Here is a 22296-nt window from a genome sequence, read left to right as displayed (position 1 = left end):
CATCCCGTGATTTATTCACGGGATCCAGGAAAATAAACAAAAAAATAACATTATTAAGTTGTTATTCTGGATACCGTGGACAAGCCACGGTATTACATCGAGTACGTTTTTCGATCCATGCAGCAACATCTAAAATATAAAATAATGACTAACATAAAACATTTAGCAATAATAATGGATGGTAATGCTCGTTGGGCAGATCGGCATAACTTAACAAAATCTGAAGGGCATAAAGCAGGAGCCGATAAAATTCATGAATTACTCCCTGAGTTTATTAATCTTGGCGTGCCGTACGTAACTTTATATACTTTCTCTTCCGAAAATTGGCAACGTTCAGGCACGGAAGTAGATTTCTTAATAAAATTATTAAGTATCTATTTAAAAAATGAATTAAACAGCTTACATAAAAACGGCGTTAAAATAAAAGTAATAGGTAGGCTTAATTTATTAAGTAGCTCATTGCAAAAACAAATAAATAATGCTATAGAATTAACAAAAAATAATAATAAAATAACGCTTTGTATAGCTTTTAGTTATGGAAGTCGCCAAGAAATAGTTGATGCCTACACAAAAATTATTGCAAGCGGTAAAAAAGAAGTAAGTGAAAGCGATATACAACACGCTTTATATGATCCTGAAATGCCGGATGTAGATTTATTAATAAGACCGGGCGAGGTTTATCGCATCAGTAATTTCTTGCTTTGGCAAGCAGCTTATGCTGAATTATATTTCTCACCCAAATATTGGCCTGATTTTAATAAAGATGATATACTAGAAGCTATAAATGATTACTCAAAAAGGAAAAGAACATTTGGCAAAAGATAAACAAAATATATATTTAAGAATCCTGTCCGGTATAGTTTTAGTTCCGTTATTTGTTATAGCTATATTATGGTTTAAGCCTTTATTCTATATTCTAATGATAATAGTAGGTATGGGAATGTTAAGTGAATGGTATAATATGACCTATTCTTCTATTCCTTATCTATTAATCGGGCTAATTATTATTCCGATTCCTATAAGCCTATTAATATTTTTAAGTATGGAAGATACCAATAGATGGCTTATTATGCTTTATTTTTGCATAATTTGGTCGGTAGATACTTTCGCTATGATTGGCGGCAAAACTTTTAAAGGAGCAAAACTTGCTCCAAAAATCAGTCCTAAAAAAACTTGGAGCGGTTTAGTTACGGGAGTATTATCAGCAGGTTTAGTTGCGGTATTAGTTAGTTTTATACCAAACTTTCATATTGAAAATTACTATTTTTCAAATAAAATTTATTTGTTTATAATTAGTTGTATATTAGCATTAATAGCTCAATTAAGTGATTTATTTATTTCATATTTTAAGCGAAAATTTAATATTAAAGATAGCGGTCATATAATACCCGGTCATGGAGGAGTACTAGACAGATTTGATAGTATTATTTTAACTGCTCCGGTATTATTTCTTATGAATATATATTTATGATAATACATTTAAATAATCATTCTAAAAAAATAATTTTAAATATCTTTTTAGCTTTACTGCTTGGATATTTTGTTTTTCATTGCATATATGGTAACAAAGGGATTATTGCATATTTAAAAGTAAATAGGCAGCTTGAAAAAGCTTATGATGAACTAAAAGGCTTACGAGCAGAAAGAGTAGAACTTGAACATAACGTCAAATTACTCCGAACGGAATCGCTAAATAAAGATATGTTAGAAGAACAAGCAAAGAAAGTTTTAGGAGTAGCTGCTCCAAATGAGCAGGTGTTTACAATAAAAGACACACCTAGTCAAAGGTAGGTATCGTCATTGCGAGCAGCCGTAGGCTGCGTGGCAATCTCATGAAATAATAACAAACTCCCGAGATTGCTTCGTCAAAACTTGCAGCTTTTCCTCGCAATAACGGGAAAACGAACCACACAACAACATTATTGATTAAAAGGAATTAAAAATCATTTATGACTATAAAAATTTATCAAAACGACCTACCTAATAATTTTGAACTTGAAGGAGATCTAGCTATAGACACCGAGACAATGGGGCTAAATCTACATAGAGATAAACTATGTTTGCTACAATTTAGTAACGGCAATGGTGAAGCTCATCTTGTTCATTTTACAAATCAAGATTATACAGCTCCTAATTTAAAAGCATTATTACTAGATAAAACTAGATGCAAGATATTTCATTTTGCTAGATTTGATCTAGCATCCATAAAAAAATATTTAAGTATAGATTTAGAAAATATCTTTTGTACTAAAATATCTTCAAAACTAGTTAGAACTTATACCGATAGTCATGGACTTAAGGATTTGTGCCGAGAATTGCTTAATATAAATATTTCAAAACAACAACAATCTTCCTATTGGGGTGCTGACAATTTATCTTCAGAACAAAAAGAATATGCAGCAAAAGATGTGCTTTATTTGCATCAGTTAAAAGATATTTTACAAAAAATGCTACTTAAAGAAAATAGATATGAACTTGCCCAAGATATTTTCCGTTTTTTACCGACAAGAACTAATTTAGATTTACTCGGTTGGAATGAAATCGATATTTTTATGCATTAATTTAAATTAAGATAAGTTAATAAAAATATTAAATTATTAACATAATAAATTGACTTCAGGTATAAAATCCTGCACTTTATTTAAGAGGCTAATTGATTTTTTTAAATTACTTAGCCTACAATAGACTTATTGCATAATGTAGCTAATAAGGAAGAATTTGAAGGAAACACGGAAGTGCTTACCTGCCACAGTTGTACCTAAAAGTACGTGAGGATGCAAGTACCGGATTGACATACAAATTTACCCTTAGAAGCAAGTTATATAAAAAGTTTAATTAATTAGTAACTAAAAAGGGGATCTTTATGACTAATAGAAAAAAATAGATGTGCTAGATTCAGAGTAAGATTTAAATTTAAATCTAAGTCTAGATAGTATAGCAAACCTCTGTTATCCTAGGGTTATAACTTGTGAAACAGAAGAATACACTTTAAGTATTGATGACGGTGTTTTTGCCGCATTTTGGTGGGCAGCCAATTATAAATTATATAATAGATAAAGTATTAATGCCAATAACAGACAATATTTACTATTACCTTAGAGAAGATCTAGGGCATTATGAAACTTCATCTTATCAGAGTTATAAGGGTGCTTCAAAATGTACTTACCATAATAATTGCAGTAACTTTATAAATGAGACGAAGCATTATGACTCTTCATTAGATAAACATGAGGAGGTGGTTTTAGGTAATACTACTTTTTTTGGGTTAGTATGGTGGTAATGCAATAAAAGTATGCTAGGTGTCATACTGCAGCTTGACCACGGTATCTAGAAACAACTTAAAGTACTAAATTTAGTATTTTAGCTGGATACCATGGAAGGACCATGGTATGACATTCTGACTAGTTTTTAATCCCCACAATCTTTCACTTCAAACAATAATATTCACAATTTTACGAGGAACGAGGATAATCTTCTTCAGTTCTTTTCCCTCTAAGAACTTTTGTACCTTTGGCAGACTGACGGTAATTTGCTTTATTTCATCTTCACTTAAGGAAGTTTTAAACTCATAGGTATCACGGAGTTTGCCGTTAACCTGCACTGCCATAATATATGTATCTAACTCTAGCATTGATTCATCAAATGCAGGAAAAGACGAATTATATAATCGCTCTTTATTGCCAAGCTTCTGCCAAATTTCTTCCGTAATATGCGGGATAAAAGGATTTAGTAGCTGTACTAAAACATTAAAGCCATGCCTTACGGTTTTAACATCAATTTTATCTTTGGATATTTCAGCAGATATAGCATTAGAAAGCTCACGCATACGTGCTATTGCTCTGTTTAGGGCAAAATGCTTTATATCTTCGGCGACATGCTTTATTGTAAAATGTACTAATCTATTTAACTCTTTACTAATTTCAGTTATATCATCTTTTAAAGAATCTATCGCCTCAAACATATGCTCAAGCCTATTAATAAAACGTGAGCAGCCTTCAATACCGCTTGCCGACCATTCTAGATCTTTCTCAGGCGGACTATCGGACAGCACAAAAAACCTAATCGCATCTGCCCCGTATTGCTCTTGCATTGTCTCAAGATCGATGAGGTTCTTTTTAGATTTACTCATCTTCTCAATGCGTCCCTGCACTACTCTATTATTGCTTTCTTTATGAAAAAATTCATTACCTTTTTTAACTACTTCTTCAGGATATAACCAATTATTATGCTCGTCTTTATAAGTAGCATGTAACACCATCCCTTGAGTAAATAATCCTTTAAAAGGCTCACGAACGCTTACGTAATTCTGTTCGTTCATTACCTTAGTGAAAAACCTTGCATATAATAAATGCATTACCGCATGCTCTATGCCGCCTATATATTTATCGACCGGTAGCCAATAATCACAAGCTTTTTTATCGGTCATATCTGTAGTATTGCTATTGCAATATCTCGTAAAATACCAAGATGATTCAAAAAATGTATCAAAAGTATCGGTTTCACGAACAGCCGGCTTATCGCATTTCGGACAATTAACATGTTTCCAACTAGGATGATGATCAAGCGGATTACCGTGACCATCAAAATTTACGTCATCAGGTAACGTAACGGGTAAGTCTTTGTAAGGTACGGGAACTATGCCGCAAGCTTCGCAGTGAATCATAGGAATAGGACATCCCCAAAAGCGTTGACGAGAAATCCCCCAATCTTTTAGACGATAATTTACGCTGCGTTTACCTATACCTAGTTTCTCAAATTCCCCAATGATTTTTTGTTTTGCTTCATTACTAGTTAAGCCGTTTAGAAAATCTGAGTTAACCAAAATTCCATCTTCCGTGTAAGCGGTCTTTTGTACATCAATATCTGCTTTTATTACTTGTTTAATAGGTAAATTCATTTTAACGGCTAATTCATGGTCACGTTCGTCATGAGCAGGACAACCGAAAACAGCACCAGTGCCGTAATCCATTAACACGAAATTCGTAATAATAACCGGCAATATTATATTAGAGTCAAAAGGATGAATGACATAAAGACCGGTAAACACTCCCTCTTTTTCAGCCTTTTCTAGTTCGCTACTTCCTGTAATATGTGAACATTTAGTTATAAAAGCTAGTATCTCAGGTGTTTTGGAAACTAACCGTTCTATTATCGGATGATTAAAGGCAATTCCTATAAAGCCAGCTCCGAAAATAGTTTCAGGTTTGGTTGAGAATACTTCTATAGTAGTATCTTCATTATCCTTAATTTTGAAATGAAAGTTAGCACCTATCGATTTACCTATCCATTTCTCTTGCATAGACCGAACAGCTTCAGGCCACTCTTTTAAATTCTGAATTTCGTTTAATAATTCTTCAGCATAATCGGTGATTTTTAAGAACCATTGCTTTAAATAGCGTTTCTCAACAATTGCACCTGAACGCCAACCACGACCGTCTACAACTTGCTCATTCGCAAGAACGGTATTATCAACCGGATCCCAATTAACAAGTGATTCTTTTTGATAAGCAAGATTTCGTTCATAAAGCTCTAAAAAGAATTTCTGCTCATGTTTATAATACTCAGGATCACAACTATTTATCTCTCTAGACCAATCATAAGAAAAACCCATAGATTTTAGCTGCTTTTTCATATTCTCGATATTAGAATAAGTCCAATCTTTCGGATGAGAATTATTTTTTATTGCGGCATTTTCGGCAGGTAGCCCAAAAGCATCCCAGCCCATCGGATGAAGCACGTTAAAACCTTGCATAGTCATAAACCTTGCAATAACATCACCTATAGAATAGTTGCGTACATGACCTACATGGATTTTACCGGAAGGATAAGGCAACATTTCAAGTACGTAATATTTTGGCTTGCTACTCTCGTTTGATACTTCAAAAGCTTTTTCTTCTTGCCAAATTTGCTGCCATTTTTGTTCTATTTGGTTCATGTTTTTTTATAATTTATATGCTGCACCGTCATTGCGAGTAGTCGTAGACTGCTCGGCAATCTCATCAAATATCCTGAGATTGCTTCGTCAATTGCTATGCAATTTCCTCGCAATGACGGAAATACTGTTATTACCTCGCACTATTAATATATATATCTCTAGCTTTTCTTAAAATTTTATCTTCAAGCGTGATAGCAAGATTTGAGGTGTTTCCATTAAGTACCCATTGTTTATTTTTAAGCATTTCTTCAAATACTTTCACTTCAATTGAATCAGGGCTTATTACATCGTCTTTAATAAATATATTTATTTTAAATCGAAAATTAGGATTAGAGCGTGGGCTATACCATTCCGTAATAATCACGCCGCCGTTTGAGTCAGCTGATGCAAGAGGAGCAAAACTTATAGTCTCTAATGCTGCTTGCCAAAGATATTTATTAACCGAGCCTCCTACAGCTTTAGTAGATTCGTTTTTTACCCTGCCCGGTCTAAAAACTAATCCTTCTTCACCTGCTATAGAACCTACTTCGTCCCATTTCTGCTCTCGTTCTGTTTTTGGATAATCATCCGCTAAGATACTAGTACTTATTGCACTAAGTATAATTACAAAAAATAATCCGATAATTTTCTTCATAACCAATATTTAATTAGTGTGCTTGAGGGAAATAATAGAGAAGCTTTGGCTATTAGTCAAAAATTATTTGAACATAACTAATATGTCATTCTTGTGTGGACCGGTAAAAACCCAATGTGTCACCCCGTGGCTTGACCACGGGGTGACACAGGTGAAATTGATCCACGCAACAATGCCTTCTCGCAATGACGGAAAAACTGATCCATGTAACAAGACTACACCTTAACAGGCATGACGACAAAAATATCTTTAGGATTCTCAGGAAATTTAATAAGTACCGGTGCTGAAACATCTGAAAAATATAGTTCTACTAAATCCGATTTCACTGCTTTTAAGACATCTTCCAAATATTGCGGATTAAAGCCTATAGCTAAAGACTCATCACTATTATATTCATAAAAACTTTCCTTATCTTGTGAAGAATTAATAACCTCTTTTGCGTTACCTCTTGCTTCACCGACGGCACTAATCTCTAAGGTTTCACGAGATAACGATAATTTTACCGCTCTAAATTTTTCAACGGTTATTATCGCTATCCTTTCTATACTATCTGCAAATATTTTTCGATTAATTACTAATTTTGAGCTACTGCTTTCCGGAATAAAAGCACTATAATTAGGGAAAATACCGTCTATAAGCTTTGATAGCATAATAGTATTTTCGTTACATATAAACTTAATCTTATTGCTACTTAATAAAATTTCTATATCTTCATTTATATTTTTAGGATCTTTAACTATTTTTAAAATTTCCTCTGCACTTTTTTGCGGTAATATAACTCCAAAATTCTTTATTTGTTTTTCTAATGCTACCCATGAAATCGAAAGTCTATGCCCATCGGTACTTGCCGAACAAAACTCTTTGTCTTTTATGTGTAAATAAACACCGTTTAAATTATAACGAGTTTCATCTAAAGAAATCGAAAATTTTGTCGATTCGATTATTTTAGCAAAATCCGTGCAGGAAATTTTAAAACTTGCCTCAGGATTAATACTATCCATTGCAGGAAAAGAACTAACCGGCAAAGTAAATAAATTAAATTTACAATTTTTTCCTTTGATCTCAAGTCCCGTTGTACCGAGATCTGTTAATGTAAGCTCGGAATCCGGAAGTTTTCGGACTATATCATTTAGAGTTTTCGTAGAAACGGTAAGTTCGCCTTCACTTACTACCTGTACTGCTATTTTTTGACTTAAGTACAAATCCATATTAGTAGAACTAAGTTCCAGATTGCCGTCTTTTGCCGATAATTTAATGTTTGCATACTCAGGTATTACATTACGTTTTTCAACAACAGAACTTGCAAACCCTAGGGACTGAACTAACGTTTTTGTTTCAACTATTAATTTTAACATATTGCTATTCTCTTAATGTTCCTTGAAATTTTTGCGAGATGGCAGCAATTAAATCTTTACTGAACGAATTTAAATCAGTATCAGATAACGTCCGATCATCTGCTTGTAGCTCTATTTTAACCGCTATAGATTTTTTACCTTCAGGTAATTTATCACCGCTATAAATATCAAATAATATAACTGATTTGACAAGCTTTTTATTAAAATTATTTATATATGATATTATTTCACCGACTCTATGATCTTGATCAACAATAAATGCGTAATCTCTAAAATTAGCTTGAAAATCCGATACTGCAAATTCGTCTCTTTTACCGAATTTAGCTTTTATCAACGGCAAATTCGTAATATTTAGCTCGAATGCGAATATTTCCTGATTAATATCGTAATATTTCAAGATTTTAGGGTGTATCTGCCCAAAATGACCTAATAAATTTTTACCAAGCCCTATATTTACTGCTCTGGTTGGATGATAATATTGTGGCAATGCTGCCCCATTTGTTGCTATACATTTATCTATAGATAGTCCTGCATAATCAACTACCAGCTCTAAATCGCCTTTAAGATCAAAAACATCATAGCCCCGTCCAAGCGAATGAGGATCTTTATTATTATATGAACCGCTTATAATTGCCGTCAAATAAGTTGCTTCCGTATTTAAATCTACAAAACTCGGTCCAACTTCAAAAAAAGCCATATCTTTTATAGAGCGTGCTAGATTTTTACTTACTATACTTAACAAATTTGGTAGTATAGTAGGACGCATATAATTGTCTCCTATGCTAATAGAATTAAGCAAAAATAACTCTTCTTTTAATTCAGCAAACAACTTTGCATCTTCGCTACTCATAAAAGAATTAGTTACTACCTCATCATAGCCTTTGCTTGCTAATATCCTTTTAAAACTAGATATTCTTTTATGCTCTCTTAGCTTATTATTATCTTGGTCTAGTTTGGGTAATTTTATACTCTCTATTTTATCATAGCCGTAAATACGAGCGATTTCTTCAGCTATATCTTCTAAAATAGTTATATCGTGACGCCAAGAAGGAGCTATTACCTTTATAATCTCACCTTTAACATCCGTAATAAATCCTAGTTTATTTAACATAGCTTCTATCTCTTTGATATTTAATTTAATTCCTGTAATTTTTTCTAAATAGCATGCTGAAAAATCTAAAGATTTTTTTTGTGACTCTTTTTCACCGACTTTCACTACTTCCGACACTTCACCGTTTCCGCATATTGACAAAATAAGATTAGTTGCTATGTCCAAAGCCTTTTCTGTAAAATTTCTATCGATATTACGCTCATTACGATATCTAGCATCCGTATCAATTTGGAATCTTCGCCCGCTAGTTGCAACCATTTTAGCATTAAAACAAGCAGCTTCGAGTATTATATTATTCGTACTATCAGTACAACTACTATCAACCCCGCCAATGACACCAGCCAGACCTTGAATACCGCTTTCATCTTTTATAGCTAAATCATTTTCAGTAAGTAAATATTCTTTACCATTTAGGGCGCGGAAAGTAACTGCGTCATCCTTGTCATACCGTGGCTTGACCACGGTATCCATAGAACAACTTACAGCACTAGTAATTTCATTGGATCCCGCAGTCAAGCCGCGGGATGACAATTGTTTTTCCTCGCGATGACGATTACAATGACGTGCTACAGTAATCTCTCCTTTTATCCTATCCGCATCGTAAGCATGCATAGGCTGCCCGAAGCTATAGGAAATATAATTTGTTACATCCACTAAGCTTGAAATAGTTTTTACCCCGACATTTTTTAATAATTTCCGTAACCAATCAGGGCTTGGTTTATTTTTTAAATTTCTTATTTCTCTAAAAGTAAATAACGGGCAGGCTTCTTTATCTTGCACGTTAAGCTTCATTTTAGAAATGAATGTACTCTTTATTTCCGAAATTTCTAGCTCTTTAAGTATTCCTATTCCTTTAGCTGCTAAATCTCTTGCAATGCCGTAAACTCCAAGTGCATCACCTCGGTTAGGAGTAACGTTAATAATAAATACCGGATCATCTAAACCGTAATATTTAGTAAAATTCTCTCCAACCGCAGCATCTTCAGGTAGCTCTATAATCCCTTCAGACTCTGAAGCTATCAGTAATTCCTTTTCAGAGCAAAGCATACCGCAGCTTTTTTCGCCTCTAATAACAGATTCCTTAATCTTAAATTTACCGTTTGGTATTTCTATTCCGATATTTGCAAGTACTACTTTTATACCTGCTCTTACATTACTCGCACCACAAACTATTTGTAGCATACCGCTTTTAGTCTCAACATCACAAAGCTTTAATTTATCAGCTGAGGGGTGAGGTTTAGTACTTGCTATATATGCTACTTCAAATTTTTGTAACTCCCCTGCCTTATCTATCACCTCTTCTACTTCAAGGCCGATAGCTGTTAGGGCCTCGGCAATTTCAATAACCGAAGCCGATGTCTCTAAAAATTGTTTTAACCATGATAAAGTAAATTTCATTTTGTTAACCCCATTGCTAAATTCGGTATATCAAATGAGGTAAAGTTATAATGTCTAAGCCAACGCATATCACCTTCAAAAAATTGTCTTAAATCTTTAATATTATATTTTAGCATCGCAAAACGCTCTATTCCAAGCCCAAAAGCAAAGCCTTGATACTCACTGCTATCGATTCCAACATTCTTAAGTACGTTTGGATGAACCATCCCGCACCCTAGCACCTCAAGCCATTTATCGTTTTTATTCATCCGAATATCAACTTCAGCAGAAGGTTCGGTAAATGGAAAAAAGCTGGGTCTAAAACGTAGTTCAATATTAGAATTTTCAAAAAAGCTTTTTATAAATTCCGTGATAACATATTTTAAATGTCCCATATTGATATTTTTATCAATAACAAGCCCTTCTATTTGGTGGAACATCGGCGTATGCGTCATATCCGAATCCGATCTATAAGTCCTACCCGGTGCTATAAACCTAAAAGGCGGTTTGCCGTTTTTCATAGCTCTAATCTGCACTGTTGAGGTATGAGTACGTAATAACAGCGGCTTATTATTTTCCTGACCTTTCAAATAAAAAGTATCATGCATTTGCCTTGCGGGATGATCATCTTCAAAATTGAGAGCGGTAAAATTATGAAAATCATTCTCGATATTCGGTCCGTTTTCTATAGTAAAACCAAACTGTGAAAATACTTGTATTAACTCCTCACTACATTGTGTTATTGGATGAATAGAACCTTGTTTATATCTTCTTGCAGGGATTGTTAAATCAATTTTATCGGCAGCAAGTTTAAAATTTAGTTCCTGCTCCTCTAAAATTTCTTCTTTTGCTTTTATTATATTCTGTATTTTATCTTTTAATTTATTGATTTTTAAGCCAAATTCTTTACGTTCCTGTTCATTTAAACTACCTAATTTTTTAAGCTCACCGGTCACTATACCGTTTTTGCCTAAAAATTTTACTTTATATTCTTGCAGATCTTTTAAGCTTTGTACTAATAAGATTTTTTCCTCAGCAAACCTTAATATTGTTTCTATATTTTTTTCCATGATTTTCTTTATTTTATGTTAACACTGTCATCCCGTGGCTTGTCCACAGGATGACACCGAAGACGTTTTTGATCGACGCAAGCAAACCTCATGAGGGAATGACAACGCACCTCATATACCCCTCTTCTATCCCCACCAACTTCGCTTTAAATATCTGCCCTATTTCTAAAGGTTTATCTAGCTTTACCGGAATAAAATTCTCGGTATGAGCAATATTATTATTCTCTACTAATAACTCCACTTTCTGCCCTATATGTTTTTTAAAGAATTCGATCAACTGGTTTTGCCCTTCTTGCCTTAAAATTTCTGCCCTTTCTTTTCTTATATTTTCAGGTACTTGCGGCATACGTACTGCAGGCGTCCCTTCTCTTTCCGAATAAGGAAAAACATGTAAATATTGTAATTCCGCTTCTGAAATTAATTTTCTTGTATTTTCAAACATTTCAGGGGTTTCCGTCGGGAAACCAGCTATAATATCCGCACCAAACGATACTTCCGGTCTTATTGCCCGCAGCTTTCGACAAAACTCTATTACGTTTGCTCTATTATGGCGTCTTTTCATACGTTTTAATATCATATCGTCGCCTGCTTGCAAGCTAATATGAAAATGCGGCATTATCCTTTCACTATAAGCTATAAGCTCAAAAAGTTCATCATCTATTTCAGCCACATCTATCGAAGATAATCTAAGCCTCTTTAATTCAGGGACTAAATTCAAAACTCGTTTAATCATTTGTGCGAATGTTGGACTTCCCGGCAAATCACTACCGTAAGCCGTAACATCGACACCGGTAAAAACTACTTCTTTAAAGCCATTTAATACTAAATGCTTTACCTGCTCTGCTATAGCTCCTATTGCTACTGATCTACTTTTACCTCTACCGTAAGGGATAATACAGAAAGTACAAAAATGATCACAACCGTTTTGTACCTGAATAAAAGCACGAGATTTACCGTCAAAGCTACTTACTAAATGACTTGCCGTCTCTTTCACCGACATTATATCGTTAACTGTTATTTTTTCATCGGTAATTTGGTAGTAATTAGGTAATAACTTCTCTTCATTACCTATAACTTTGTCAACTTCCGGCATATTACCGTACATTTGCGGACTTGCTTGAGCGCTACAGCCGGTAACAATAATTTTTAAATCAGGATTATTTTTTTTAGCCTTGCGGATAGCTTGTCTTGCTTGTTTCTCAGCTGCTTTAGTTACCGCACAAGTATTGAATATTGCCACATTATCGATACCCGACAATTCCAAGTTTTTTCGTATTATCTCACTTTCATAAATATTAAGTCTACAGCCAAATGTTACTATTTCTTGTCTTAAATTATTGCTCACAATAATATTCCCCACGTGCTACAAGCGTAGCTGCCCCTTGCATTATTATATTACCGTTTTCTTCTTTCATAGTAAGGTTACCGTGCTTAAATACTACCGTACTTGGTGAATGGATAAAACCGAGCTTTAAACCGGCAGCAAAACTACCGCAAGCTCCGCTTCCGCAAGCAAGCGTTAACCCTGCCCCCCGCTCCCAAACAGATAAATAAATTTTATTATCTTTTACTTCAGCAAAATTAACGTTTACCCCATCTGCGAATAATTCCTTAGCCTGCAATTTTTCACCGACAATTTTTTGATCTTGAGGTTCTAACTTACTAAAAATAACCAAATGCGGATTACCTATATCAACGCAAATAGTTTCCTTTAAATCAATCATATAACGCTCTGCAAATTCCCAAATTCTATCACGGCTTGGCATCCAAGCTTCATTAAAACTAACGCTTCCTACATTAACGCTAATATTATTTTCATCATTGACATTACATAGCAATTTTTTATTGCCTACCATTACGGTAATATCTTTCTTTCCCGTATCAAGATAAATTAACTTGGCTAAACATCTTGTAGCATTACCGCATAATTTAGCACTAGAGCCGTCTATATTATAGATAATCATCTCATAAAAATCATCATGCTCTTCATAAATAATAAACTGATCACAACCTATACCACCCGTATGACGATCAGCCATATTTTTTGCTAACTGCGATAAATCATGTGAACTTGATAAATCTCGTTTGTTAACAATAACAAAATCATTACCAAGACCATGCATTTTTACAAAATTAATTTTACTAATCATAATGTTTTACATATTAGGAAATTGTATTATAGCAAATTTCTTGGAATTTGCTATAATGAAGTGATGATATATAAAAATATAGACTATTATGCTAATTTCACGTTTCTTAGACCCTAAAAATAACTATGCATTTTTAAAAATTTTCGGTACGGAAAAAAATAAGGATATACTTATTCATTTTCTAAATGACATTTTAGGTTATACGGAAAAAGAAGTAATTACCGAAGTTACTTTTTTAAAAACAATCCAAGATCCCGATATCGCTGCTTATAAACAATCTATAGTTGATGTATTATGTAGAGATAAATACGGTACTCAATTTATTGTAGAGATGCAGGTCAGCAAACATCCAGGTTTTGAAAAACGAGCTCAGCCTTATGCAGCAAAGGCCTATTCAAGACAAATAATAAAAGAAGATGAAGATCATAAAAAAATGGCAGTATATGCAAAACTTCGAGGAGTAATATTCTTAGCTATTGCCGATTTTATTTCCCGATAAAAAAGATTGGAGATCAGATCATAGATTACTTGATACTAAAGATTTTTATTTTATCTTTTTAGAGCTTGAGAAATTTAATAAAGAATTAGATCAATTAGAGAACCTTCAAGAAAAATGGGCATATTTCTTTAAACATGCACATGAAAGCACTCTAGAAGAAATGGAGAATTTGATAGGTCATGATTTTATTATTAAAAAAGCTTTTTATGCTTTGGATCAAGCTAGTTGGTCTGAAGAAGAGTTAAATACTTATGAAAAAATGATAAAAACCGAAATGGATAATCTAGCCGTAGAAGGGCAGAAAATTATGGATGCTGAAGCTAAAGGGGAAACCAGAGGAGAAGCAAGACAAAAAATTCCTATAGCTAAAAAAAATGCTAGCAAAAAATAAACCTTTAGATGAAATTATAGATTTTACCGGTTTAACAGAAGTTTAACAGAAAAAGAAATCGAACAATTAAAGTAATGAAGATCCTTAATATTATGCTAAGTCGTGACCTTGGCGGCATTCAACAAGCATTTTTAGATTATAACGCAGCTCTTGGGATGCAAAAAATTGAGGTTATAAATATCACTTCTTACAAGGCAAAAATAAATTCCTTTCTACACAAACAAAACTTAAAACTACCTAATATAGTACCGTTTGATTTACTCTCGGTACTTATTCTTAAATATATAATTCATAAGACTAAGCCCGATATAATTATAGCACACGGTAATAGAGCAATAAATTTTAGTAAATTTGCTAAATCACAAAATATAAAATTAATCGGTATCGCTCATAATTATAGTTTAAAAGGACTACGTAAATGTGATTTTGTTATTGCCTTGACGCATCATATGAAAGAATTTTTACTAAAAAATAACTTTGCCGAATCTAGGATATGCATCCTACCAAATATGATAAATATTGCTAAAGACTTCACTCCAAATAAAACATATAGAAAACCTATCGTAATTGGTGTACTAGCAAGATTTGTAGCTAAAAAAGGTGTTGATGTTTTTATTAATGCTATAAAAATTTTAAAAGAAAAAAAATATGATATTCAAGCTGTTATAGGTGGAAGCGGCGAGGAAAAAGATAATTTAATTGCTTTAGCACGTAAACTTAATTTACAAGATCAAATATCATTTACGGGATGGGTTAACGATAGAGATAAATTCTTTAAACAAATAGATATTTTTTGTTTACCGTCTCTTCATGAACCGTTTGGAATTATAGTGCTTGAAGCAATGGAGGCAAGCGTGCCTATCGTTAGTACGGATACTGAAGGACCTGCAGAAATTCTAACACAACTACAAGACGGGCTTATTTGTAAAGCCGGCTCTAGCGAAGATTTAGCAGAAAAAATTGTCTATCTAATAGAGAACCCTATAAAAGCAAAAGAATTTTCTAAAAACGCCCACCTTACTCTCAAACAAAATTATGACATTAAAGTTGTTTCTGAAAAGTTACAGCATATTTTAGAAAGCTTCAGATAAGATGAATTTAAGGGTGAGCCTGCACAGCGTATAAAAATACGTGAGCACAGGGGAATCCTGCAAAATTCGCTTATATCAAGCTTTCTAAAAAAATACACTGTAGCAACATTATTACGTAATTATAAAAATAGTTAGTTGAAAAAATAATAGTCTATATTGACATAGCGGTTTAAAGATTCATAATTAATATTAAATAATATTAATTTATTTTAATGAATCTACTGAAGAGTTTTATGTCATTCCTGCGTGGATCAAAAAAAGTACTCGGTGTCATACCGTGGCTTGACCACGGTATCCAGAAAATAACTTATTATATACGTTGTTTTAGCGTTTTTAACTGGACCCCGTGGTCAAAAGCCACGGGGTGACGATGGGGGAACTGGATTCTCGCTTTCGCAGGAATGAAATAAAAAGAGCTAAGAATAACATACCGGTTATATCAATTTTTATATTCCTATTATGTAGCTGCAGTGCAAAACACGATAATATTCCCCCTAAACTCCCATTACCTGCTAACTGGAATTATTATTCTTTAGCTCAAAAAGATAATATGCCACAGCAATGGTGGCTACAATTTAACGATCCGATATTAAATGAGCTAATTAAAGAATCATTAGTAGGTAACTCCGATATTGAGCTGGCAATGAGTAACGTGCTTGCTGCAAAAGCACAGCTTAACCTTGTTAATTCTTATAGATTTCCACAAATCAATTTACAAGGCGGAGCAAATCGAACAAAAAATAGCAAGGAAACAAAAGCACCGAATGAGCCGAAATTCTCTAATAATTTTGGGCTAGCAAGCGTGCTCAATTACGAGCTGGATTTATGGGGAGCAGCTGCAAATGCTAGCGAATCGGCTAAAAAAACTTTCCTTGTAAGCGAGTATAGCAAGGCGGCGGTACGTTTATCGGTTATAAGTAACGTCACTATAAGTTACTTTAATCTTTTAACATTAGATAAACAAATATATCTAACTGAAAAGCTAATTGAGGCTCAAACGGAAATTTATAAATTAAATCAGAAATCATATAATCTTGGCGTAGGTGATTTAATATCGGTTAGTGAGGCTGCTTCCGAGCTTGCACTTACTAATTTGTCATTGCCGCCTTTAAAACAACAAAGACATGAGCAGGAAACCGCTTTAAAAATTTTAGTAGGTAGAACTCCTGAAAATATAGTAAACGGCTTAATTTATCGTGATAAACCAATAGATTACTTCCCTGCTCTACCGGTATTACCTAAAATATTACCATCAGAGCTTTTAGAGCAAAGACCGGATATTAAAGCAGCAGAGCAGAATTTACTAGCAGCAGATGCCAACTTAAAAGCAATAAAAGCTACTTATTTTCCACAAATTTCTTTAACAGACTTATTAGGATTCGGTAGCAATAAACTTAATACTCTATTTATTAACTCAGCTGAGACTTGGCAGGTAGGCGGCAATATAGCAGGACCTATCTTTGATTTTGGTAAAACTAGAGCTAATGTACAAATTGCCGAAAGCGTTAAAGAGCAATATATAGTACAATATAAATCGGTAGTACGTACGGCTTTCGGGGAAGTTATGGATGCTTTATCGGCAGGACAAACATCAAGTAATAATTTTCATATATGGCAGCAAAACGAAGCAGCTTTAATGTCTATATTTAAGCTTGCTGATCAGCGTTATAAACGAGGTAATATAGATTACTTAACAGTACTTACGGCCAAACAAAACGTACTACAAAATGAAATTGACGGGGTGGCTATAAAGCTTTCACAGCTAAGTTCTATGGTTAATATTTTCCATGCACTCGGAGGGGAGTGGTGAAAATGTCATACCGCGGCTTGACCGCGGTATCTCAGGACACAGCATATTTTTAAAAGATCCCGTGGTTCAAGCCACGGGATGACATTAACCTAGGTTAAAACAATGCTTAAAACAATAATGCGGAATTTGATATTGATAACATTACTAGTACTAACGGTAATATTAGTATTTTGGGTAATAAAGCATCATCATAAAAGTAATAAACAAATAATAATAGCAGCTCCAGTTGAGGTAACAAAAGTTATCAGAAAAGACGTACCTTATGTGATAGAGCTTGCAGGAGCGGCTGAAACTTATCAAAGTGCCGATATTAAATCTCAAGTTACGGGACAAATATTAAGCGTAAATTTTGATGACGGACAAGAAGTAAAGGCAGGTGATTTATTATATGAAATCGATTCTCGTCCATTTCAAAATCAATTACAGCAAGCACAAGCGAATTTACTAAGTGATACTTATAACTTTGAAAATGCTATAAAAGAAGAAGCAAGATATCGTGCTTTATATGCAGAAAAAGCCGTCTCGGAAGAGCAGTATTTACAGATGCTAACTAATATGAATATGCTTAAAGCTGCCGTAGAGCGAGATAAAGCAATTATTGCAGACGCTAATTTACAAATCAAATATTCAAAAATAGTAGCTCCTTTTGACGGTAAACTTAGTGAGAGTAATGTAGATATAGGTGATTTAGTGTCACCGGATTTTGCAAGTCTAGTCACTATAAATACTATCTCGCCTATTTATGTCAGTTTCTCCGTACCTGAAGAATATCTAGATCGTATTAATAAATCTCAAAAATCTAACGATTTAGCTTTAACGGTTAGAACCGTAAACAATCAGAAAATTAAAGACAGTGAGATCGTTTTTGTCGACAATGCAATTGACCCAAATAGCGGCACTATCAAAGTTAAAGCAACATTAACTAATAATAATGAAGCATTATGGCCAGGACAATTTGTGCGTGTATCATTACGCATCTATACAGAAAAAAACGCCTTAATAGTTCCGTCTAAAGCAATGCAAACTAACGATCAAGGACCTTATGTAAAGGACCTTATGTATTTGTTGTCGATAAAGATAATAAAGCCATGGTTAAGAACATAGACATAGCTTTTTCTAATGATGATTTTATTGTTATTAAAAGCGGTATAGATGAGGGAGAAACGGTAATCACCAACGGGCAGCTACGATTATCTAACGGAGCAGAGGTGAGTGTTAGGGAGGAGTAGTGTCCATCCCGTGGCTTATCCACGGGATCCAGAGAAAAAGCGAGATAAATCGAGCTTTTAATTTTAAGAATTTGCTATATTTGTAACTTTTATTACTGGATCCCGTGGACAAGCCACGGGATGACAGGAGTGAGGAATAATTGGGTATTTCAGAAACATTTATTAAGCGTCCGGTTCTTGCTACTTTATTCATGGCAACTATTTTGCTGTTTGGAGCATTCGGCTATAGGCTATTACCGGTAAGCGTTTTACCTGATATCGATTTCCCGACTATTCAGGTTTCGGTAAGCTTGCCTGGAGCTGACCCGACCACTATGGCGTCTTCAGTTGCATTACCGCTTGAAAAGCAATTCTCGACAATATCCGATATTGATTCGATGAGTTCGGTTAATAGTAACGGAACTACTCAAATTACTTTGCACTTTAATTTAGATCGTGATATAAACGCAGCAGCACAAGATGTGCAAGCAGCTATTTCATCTGCCGCAAAACAATTACCGAACGACTTACCTACCCCGCCTTCGTATCGTAAAGTAAATCCTGCCGATGCACCTATATTTTATTTATCTTTAACCTCTGATACTCTCCCCTTATATACAGTTGACTATTACGCCGAAACAATTATGGCTGAGCGTTTATCAATGCTACCGGGCGTTGCACAGGTATAAGTTTACGGCTCACAGCAATATGCAGTACTGCAGTACGGGTACAGGTTGATCCGGTTAAGATGGCAGCAAATAATATAGGGCTTGACCAAGTATCAAATATTATCAGCTCTGCCAATGTTAATTTACCGACCGGAGCTTTACACGGTAAAGATATCTACTCAAGCATTAGAGCTCCGGGACAATTACAAAATGCTAAAGAATATAACGATTTAATACTAACTTATAAAAACGGTAATCCGCTTTTTCTTAAAAATATAGGTAAAGCCATTGATAGCGTAGCTAACAATAAAATAGCTGCTTGGTATAGGGATAAGCCAGGGATAATACTTGCTATTCAGAAACAACCGGATACTAATACTATTGAAATAGTTGACTCTATAAAAGAAGTATTGCCGTTACTTCGCAGGCAAATCCCTGAGGGTGTTAATATTAATATCATGTTTGATAGGTCAATTTCTATCAGAGAATCGATAAATGATGCCAATTTTACGATGCTCCTTGCTTTAATACTCGTAGTGATTGCTATATTTCTCTTTCTATATAATTTACGATCCGTGATTATTCCAACTATTGCTCTTCCTTTATCAGTTGTCGGTACCTTTGCCTTTATGTACTTATTCGGTTATAGCATCGATAATATGTCTTTAATGGCTCTAACGCTTGCGATGGGCTTTGTCGTAGACGATGCAATAGTAGTGCTTGAAAATATCACACGACATATGGAAAAAGGCGAAAGTAAAATAGCAGCATGTATTAACGGTACTAAAGAAATAGGATTTACTATCGTCTCAATGACTTTATCCCTAATGGCAGTATTCATCCCGATATTATTTATGAGCGGAATTTTAGGGAAATTACTGTACGAACTTGCCGTTGTTATTAGTACCGCTATTTTGCTTTCGGGAGTTATCTCGATAACCGTAACTCCTATGTTATGTAACGTGTTTTTGAAAGATCGTCATTACGAGGAACGTAGTGACGAAGCAATCTCAGGACAACAAACCGAGATTGCCACGGCGTCTTTGACGCTTCGCAATGACGAGTTATTATTAACAGAAAAAGCCTTTGAATATGTCAAACAAAAATACGATAGCAGTCTAAAAACGGTAGTAGAGCATTCAAAAACTACTATGCTTATATTTCTCTTAGTAATCATCGCAACGGCTTATTTATTCGGGAAAGTCCGTAAAGGCTTTATGCCTGATTCCGATACGGGACAAATCTTAGTTTTTACCGAAGCCGCTCAAACTATTTCTTTTGATGCGATGGTAAAAGAACAACAGCAGGTAAGCGATGTATTACTTAAAAATCCTAACATAGATTCATTTTTTTCAGCTGTAGGGGTTTCAGGTAGAAATTCTGCCGTCAATCAGGGTACGATTTTTATTAGCTTAAAACCTCGTAATCAAAGAATAGGTACCGATGCCGTTATAGACCAGTTACGCTCAAAACTAAATCATCTAGTAGGTTTAAGGGTCTATATCCAAAACGTACCCACTATCACAATCGGAGAACAAGCAACCAAAAACCAATATCAATATACTATGCAAGGACTCGATCAAGATGAGCTATTTAGCTTTGCACCGAAATTAAAAGACAAGTCCACACAACTGCCAGGTTTTATTGACGTAACGTCGGATTTACAAATAGCACAGCTGCAAACTTTAGTGCAGATTGATAGATATAAAGCTGCAAAACTCGGTATATCAGTTGAACAAATACAGAATATCTTATATGCAGCTTACGGTGCTGAGCAAATTTCAACATTATATACCCCGACAGCTCAATATGACGTTATTTTAGAGCTAGATACAAAATATCAAACCGATTCGTCAATGTTATCTTTAGTCAATATTAACTCTGCAAACGGCAATTTAGTACCGCTAACGACACTTGCTAAAATTGTTAATAATGTCGGTCCGCTTAGTATTTCACATTTCGGACAATTACCTTCGGTTACGGTGTCATTTAACTTACAAGACGGCTACTCAATTAGTGATGCCGTTCCAAAAGTCAATGAAGCTATAAGAGAGTTACAAATGCCGGCTACGATTACGGGAAGCTTCCAAGGAACGGCTCAAGCATTTCAGTCGTCTTTTTCCGATCTTGGCTTACTGCTTGGACTTGCCGTTATAGTTATTTACATTATCCTTGGCATGTTATATGAGAGTTTTGTGCATCCTATAACCATACTTTCAGGACTGCCTACAGCTATATTTGGAGCATTACTTACGTTGCTAATATTTAATAGCGAACTTATATGTACGGACTTGTTGGGCTTATTATGCTAATCGGTATCGTCAAGAAAAACGCTATTATGATTATTGATTTTGCTTTAGAACTTGAGAGAACCGGCAATAAATCTTCGCATGAAGCAATCTATGAAGCATGTATAATAAGATTCAGACCAATTATGATGACTACCTTAGCTGCATTAATGGGAGCTATACCTATTGCCCTTGGAGTCGGAGCAACGGGAGCAGAGAGAAGATCGCTAGGACTTGCCGTAGTCGGTGGTCTACTCACATCGCAATTACTTACTCTTTATATCACACCGATAATTTTTCTATATTTAGAAGCAGCTAAGAGATGGTTAAAAAATAGCAATTACAAAGCTGAAATTAGAAACTATCCGGAACTAAATTGGAAATCTTAATTTGTAATTATCTAGGTTCTTATTGAGTCTCTCTATATTTACATTAAAATAACTAAAAAAAATTAATACTTGATACGCAATCAATATTTATCCTATTCTAAAAGATAGGAATAGCGAAGGAGATTGCAGTGTCAAATAATTCATATCTAGAAAATTGGATAGAAACAATAAGTAACCTTAATAATAATTCATCTGAAGTAGAAACTTCACAATAAGTACTAATGATTGGATGTATACAAGAATTAAAACGTTTGGGAAATGATGGAGGGGGTGATAGCACGAGTATTAATTGTGAATAAAGATATAATACTAATAGCAAA

21 protein-coding genes and 3 pseudogenes are annotated in these 22296 nt (G+C 34.3%); 14 read left to right on the top strand and 10 right to left on the bottom strand.

The genetic code is table 11. From position 1 onward, the window contains the following. Nucleotides 1–117 precede the first annotated feature (117 nt). The 6 genes and pseudogenes from uppS to MB29_RS11010 all read left to right on the top strand — a co-directional run bounded on the left by uppS (nt 118) and on the right by MB29_RS11010 (nt 3280). Nucleotides 118–825, top strand: a complete 708-nt coding sequence (gene uppS, locus MB29_RS00170) for a polyprenyl diphosphate synthase (RefSeq protein WP_215426128.1) — start codon at nt 118–120, stop codon at nt 823–825. Next, complete coding sequence (locus MB29_RS00165; RefSeq protein ID WP_032138580.1) at nt 785–1471, top strand: phosphatidate cytidylyltransferase; 687 nt, start codon at nt 785–787, stop codon at nt 1469–1471. The genes uppS and MB29_RS00165 overlap by 41 nt, the downstream gene beginning before the upstream one ends. Next, nucleotides 1468–1791, top strand: a complete 324-nt coding sequence (locus MB29_RS00160; protein ID WP_008579820.1) for an FtsB family cell division protein — start codon at nt 1468–1470, stop codon at nt 1789–1791. Before MB29_RS00165 ends, MB29_RS00160 begins: the two co-directional genes overlap by 4 nt. A gap of 158 nt (nt 1792–1949) precedes the next feature. Continuing rightward, nucleotides 1950–2561, top strand: coding sequence for a ribonuclease D (locus tag MB29_RS00155; RefSeq protein ID WP_032138579.1), 612 nt, complete (start codon nt 1950–1952; stop codon nt 2559–2561). Between the two features lie 120 nt (nt 2562–2681). Further along, nucleotides 2682–2837: pseudogene (locus MB29_RS13930) on the top strand (palindromic element RPE1 domain-containing protein); the annotation flags it as partial. Nucleotides 2838–2998: 161 nt separating this feature from the next. Next, nucleotides 2999–3280, top strand: coding sequence for a hypothetical protein (locus tag MB29_RS11010; RefSeq protein ID WP_032138578.1), 282 nt, complete (start codon nt 2999–3001; stop codon nt 3278–3280). 150 nt (nt 3281–3430) lie between these two features. Here MB29_RS11010 and leuS read toward each other — a convergent pair whose 3' ends face one another. The 8 genes from leuS to dapF form a co-directional block, all read right to left on the bottom strand. Beyond that, the gene (gene leuS, locus MB29_RS00145; RefSeq protein ID WP_032138577.1) at nt 3431–5935 is read right to left on the bottom strand and encodes a leucine--tRNA ligase; all 2505 of its coding nucleotides are present in this window, start codon (nt 5933–5935) and stop codon (nt 3431–3433) included. 130 nt (nt 5936–6065) lie between these two features. Then, the gene (locus MB29_RS00140) at nt 6066–6569 is read right to left on the bottom strand and encodes a DUF3576 domain-containing protein (protein WP_032138576.1); all 504 of its coding nucleotides are present in this window, start codon (nt 6567–6569) and stop codon (nt 6066–6068) included. 63 nt (nt 6570–6632) lie between these two features. Further along, nucleotides 6633–6782 (bottom strand): hypothetical protein, encoded by a 150-nt coding sequence (locus tag MB29_RS11005; protein WP_215426127.1) that lies wholly within the window; start codon nt 6780–6782, stop codon nt 6633–6635. Between the two features lie 2 nt (nt 6783–6784). After that, nucleotides 6785–7924 (bottom strand): DNA polymerase III subunit beta, encoded by a 1140-nt coding sequence (gene dnaN, locus MB29_RS00135; RefSeq protein ID WP_032138575.1) that lies wholly within the window; start codon nt 7922–7924, stop codon nt 6785–6787. 4 nt (nt 7925–7928) lie between these two features. Beyond that, the gene (pheT, locus tag MB29_RS00130) at nt 7929–10433 is read right to left on the bottom strand and encodes a phenylalanine--tRNA ligase subunit beta (RefSeq protein ID WP_032138574.1); all 2505 of its coding nucleotides are present in this window, start codon (nt 10431–10433) and stop codon (nt 7929–7931) included. After that, complete coding sequence (pheS, locus tag MB29_RS00125; protein WP_032138573.1) at nt 10430–11482, bottom strand: phenylalanine--tRNA ligase subunit alpha; 1053 nt, start codon at nt 11480–11482, stop codon at nt 10430–10432. The genes pheT and pheS overlap by 4 nt, the downstream gene beginning before the upstream one ends. A gap of 88 nt (nt 11483–11570) precedes the next feature. Continuing rightward, the gene (mtaB, locus tag MB29_RS00120) at nt 11571–12842 is read right to left on the bottom strand and encodes a tRNA (N(6)-L-threonylcarbamoyladenosine(37)-C(2))-methylthiotransferase MtaB (RefSeq protein WP_032138572.1); all 1272 of its coding nucleotides are present in this window, start codon (nt 12840–12842) and stop codon (nt 11571–11573) included. Continuing rightward, nucleotides 12817–13632: a diaminopimelate epimerase gene (gene dapF / locus MB29_RS00115; protein WP_032138571.1), complete on the bottom strand. Its 816-nt coding sequence runs from the start codon at nt 13630–13632 to the stop codon at nt 12817–12819. The genes mtaB and dapF overlap by 26 nt, the downstream gene beginning before the upstream one ends. 88 nt (nt 13633–13720) lie before the next feature. Between dapF and MB29_RS12115 the strand changes: the two are divergent. The 6 genes and pseudogenes from MB29_RS12115 (at nt 13721) to MB29_RS11000 (ending at nt 18652) form a co-directional block, all read left to right on the top strand. Continuing rightward, nucleotides 13721–14568 (top strand): annotated as a pseudogene (locus MB29_RS12115) (Rpn family recombination-promoting nuclease/putative transposase). A gap of 28 nt (nt 14569–14596) precedes the next feature. Further along, on the top strand, nt 14597–15613 hold the full coding sequence (locus MB29_RS00105; RefSeq protein WP_032138570.1) for a glycosyltransferase family 4 protein: 1017 nt from the start codon (nt 14597–14599) through the stop codon (nt 15611–15613). Nucleotides 15614–15825: 212 nt separating this feature from the next. After that, nucleotides 15826–15981, top strand: coding sequence for a hypothetical protein (locus MB29_RS14410; protein WP_233418796.1), 156 nt, complete (start codon nt 15826–15828; stop codon nt 15979–15981). A 2-nt stretch (nt 15982–15983) separates the two neighbouring features. After that, complete coding sequence (locus tag MB29_RS00100) at nt 15984–17423, top strand: efflux transporter outer membrane subunit (protein ID WP_233418795.1); 1440 nt, start codon at nt 15984–15986, stop codon at nt 17421–17423. Between the two features lie 102 nt (nt 17424–17525). Beyond that, entirely contained in the window at nt 17526–18527 is a 1002-nt protein-coding gene (locus MB29_RS09345) for an efflux RND transporter periplasmic adaptor subunit (protein WP_215426126.1), read from the top strand. Further along, nucleotides 18512–18652, top strand: a complete 141-nt coding sequence (locus tag MB29_RS11000; RefSeq protein WP_215426125.1) for a hypothetical protein — start codon at nt 18512–18514, stop codon at nt 18650–18652. Before MB29_RS09345 ends, MB29_RS11000 begins: the two co-directional genes overlap by 16 nt. Here the strand turns inward: MB29_RS11000 and MB29_RS10995 are convergent. After that, nucleotides 18639–18845 (bottom strand): hypothetical protein, encoded by a 207-nt coding sequence (locus tag MB29_RS10995; protein ID WP_215426124.1) that lies wholly within the window; start codon nt 18843–18845, stop codon nt 18639–18641. The genes MB29_RS11000 and MB29_RS10995 overlap by 14 nt on opposite strands. Here MB29_RS10995 and MB29_RS13285 point away from each other — a divergent pair. Together MB29_RS13285 and MB29_RS12105 are read left to right on the top strand one after the other, a co-directional pair. Next, entirely contained in the window at nt 18844–19320 is a 477-nt protein-coding gene (locus MB29_RS13285) for an efflux RND transporter permease subunit (protein WP_215426123.1), read from the top strand. The two genes, MB29_RS10995 and MB29_RS13285, sit on opposite strands and share 2 nt — an antisense overlap. Before the next feature lie 59 nt (nt 19321–19379). Continuing rightward, nucleotides 19380–21976 (top strand): annotated as a pseudogene (locus tag MB29_RS12105) (efflux RND transporter permease subunit). A 97-nt stretch (nt 21977–22073) separates the two neighbouring features. Here MB29_RS12105 and MB29_RS10975 read toward each other — a convergent pair. Continuing rightward, on the bottom strand, nt 22074–22296 hold a 223-nt coding region (locus MB29_RS10975; RefSeq protein WP_215426122.1), incomplete at its 5' end, for a hypothetical protein.

The sequence above is a fragment of the Rickettsia tamurae genome, from assembly GCF_000751075.1.
GTDB lineage: Bacteria > Pseudomonadota > Alphaproteobacteria > Rickettsiales > Rickettsiaceae > Rickettsia > Rickettsia tamurae.
The sequence above is the reverse complement of the archived record's forward strand: the minus strand, read 5'-3'. Positions and strand labels throughout refer to the sequence as shown.

What these genes read in the sequence shown, in the direction of transcription:
- MB29_RS13285 (WP_215426123.1), top strand. Translation starts at nt 18,844, where the DNA reads ATGGCAACTATTTTGCTGTTTGGAGCATTCGGCTATAGGCTATTACCG.
- MB29_RS00105 (WP_032138570.1), top strand. Translation starts at nt 14,597, where the DNA reads ATGAAGATCCTTAATATTATGCTAAGTCGTGACCTTGGCGGCATTCAA.
- MB29_RS00160 (WP_008579820.1), top strand. Translation starts at nt 1,468, where the DNA reads ATGATAATACATTTAAATAATCATTCTAAAAAAATAATTTTAAATATC.
- leuS (WP_032138577.1), bottom strand. Translation starts at nt 5,935, where the DNA reads ATGAACCAAATAGAACAAAAATGGCAGCAAATTTGGCAAGAAGAAAAA.
- MB29_RS11010 (WP_032138578.1), top strand. Translation starts at nt 2,999, where the DNA reads ATGACGGTGTTTTTGCCGCATTTTGGTGGGCAGCCAATTATAAATTAT.
- MB29_RS14410 (WP_233418796.1), top strand. Translation starts at nt 15,826, where the DNA reads ATGAATCTACTGAAGAGTTTTATGTCATTCCTGCGTGGATCAAAAAAA.
- MB29_RS09345 (WP_215426126.1), top strand. Translation starts at nt 17,526, where the DNA reads ATGCTTAAAACAATAATGCGGAATTTGATATTGATAACATTACTAGTA.
- MB29_RS00165 (WP_032138580.1), top strand. Translation starts at nt 785, where the DNA reads ATGATTACTCAAAAAGGAAAAGAACATTTGGCAAAAGATAAACAAAAT.
- dnaN (WP_032138575.1), bottom strand. Translation starts at nt 7,924, where the DNA reads ATGTTAAAATTAATAGTTGAAACAAAAACGTTAGTTCAGTCCCTAGGG.
- MB29_RS10995 (WP_215426124.1), bottom strand. Translation starts at nt 18,845, where the DNA reads ATGAATAAAGTAGCAAGAACCGGACGCTTAATAAATGTTTCTGAAATA.
- pheT (WP_032138574.1), bottom strand. Translation starts at nt 10,433, where the DNA reads ATGAAATTTACTTTATCATGGTTAAAACAATTTTTAGAGACATCGGCT.
- MB29_RS11000 (WP_215426125.1), top strand. Translation starts at nt 18,512, where the DNA reads ATGGTTAAGAACATAGACATAGCTTTTTCTAATGATGATTTTATTGTT.
- MB29_RS00155 (WP_032138579.1), top strand. Translation starts at nt 1,950, where the DNA reads ATGACTATAAAAATTTATCAAAACGACCTACCTAATAATTTTGAACTT.
- dapF (WP_032138571.1), bottom strand. Translation starts at nt 13,632, where the DNA reads ATGATTAGTAAAATTAATTTTGTAAAAATGCATGGTCTTGGTAATGAT.
- MB29_RS00100 (WP_233418795.1), top strand. Translation starts at nt 15,984, where the DNA reads ATGGGGGAACTGGATTCTCGCTTTCGCAGGAATGAAATAAAAAGAGCT.
- pheS (WP_032138573.1), bottom strand. Translation starts at nt 11,482, where the DNA reads ATGGAAAAAAATATAGAAACAATATTAAGGTTTGCTGAGGAAAAAATC.
- uppS (WP_215426128.1), top strand. Translation starts at nt 118, where the DNA reads ATGCAGCAACATCTAAAATATAAAATAATGACTAACATAAAACATTTA.
- MB29_RS00140 (WP_032138576.1), bottom strand. Translation starts at nt 6,569, where the DNA reads ATGAAGAAAATTATCGGATTATTTTTTGTAATTATACTTAGTGCAATA.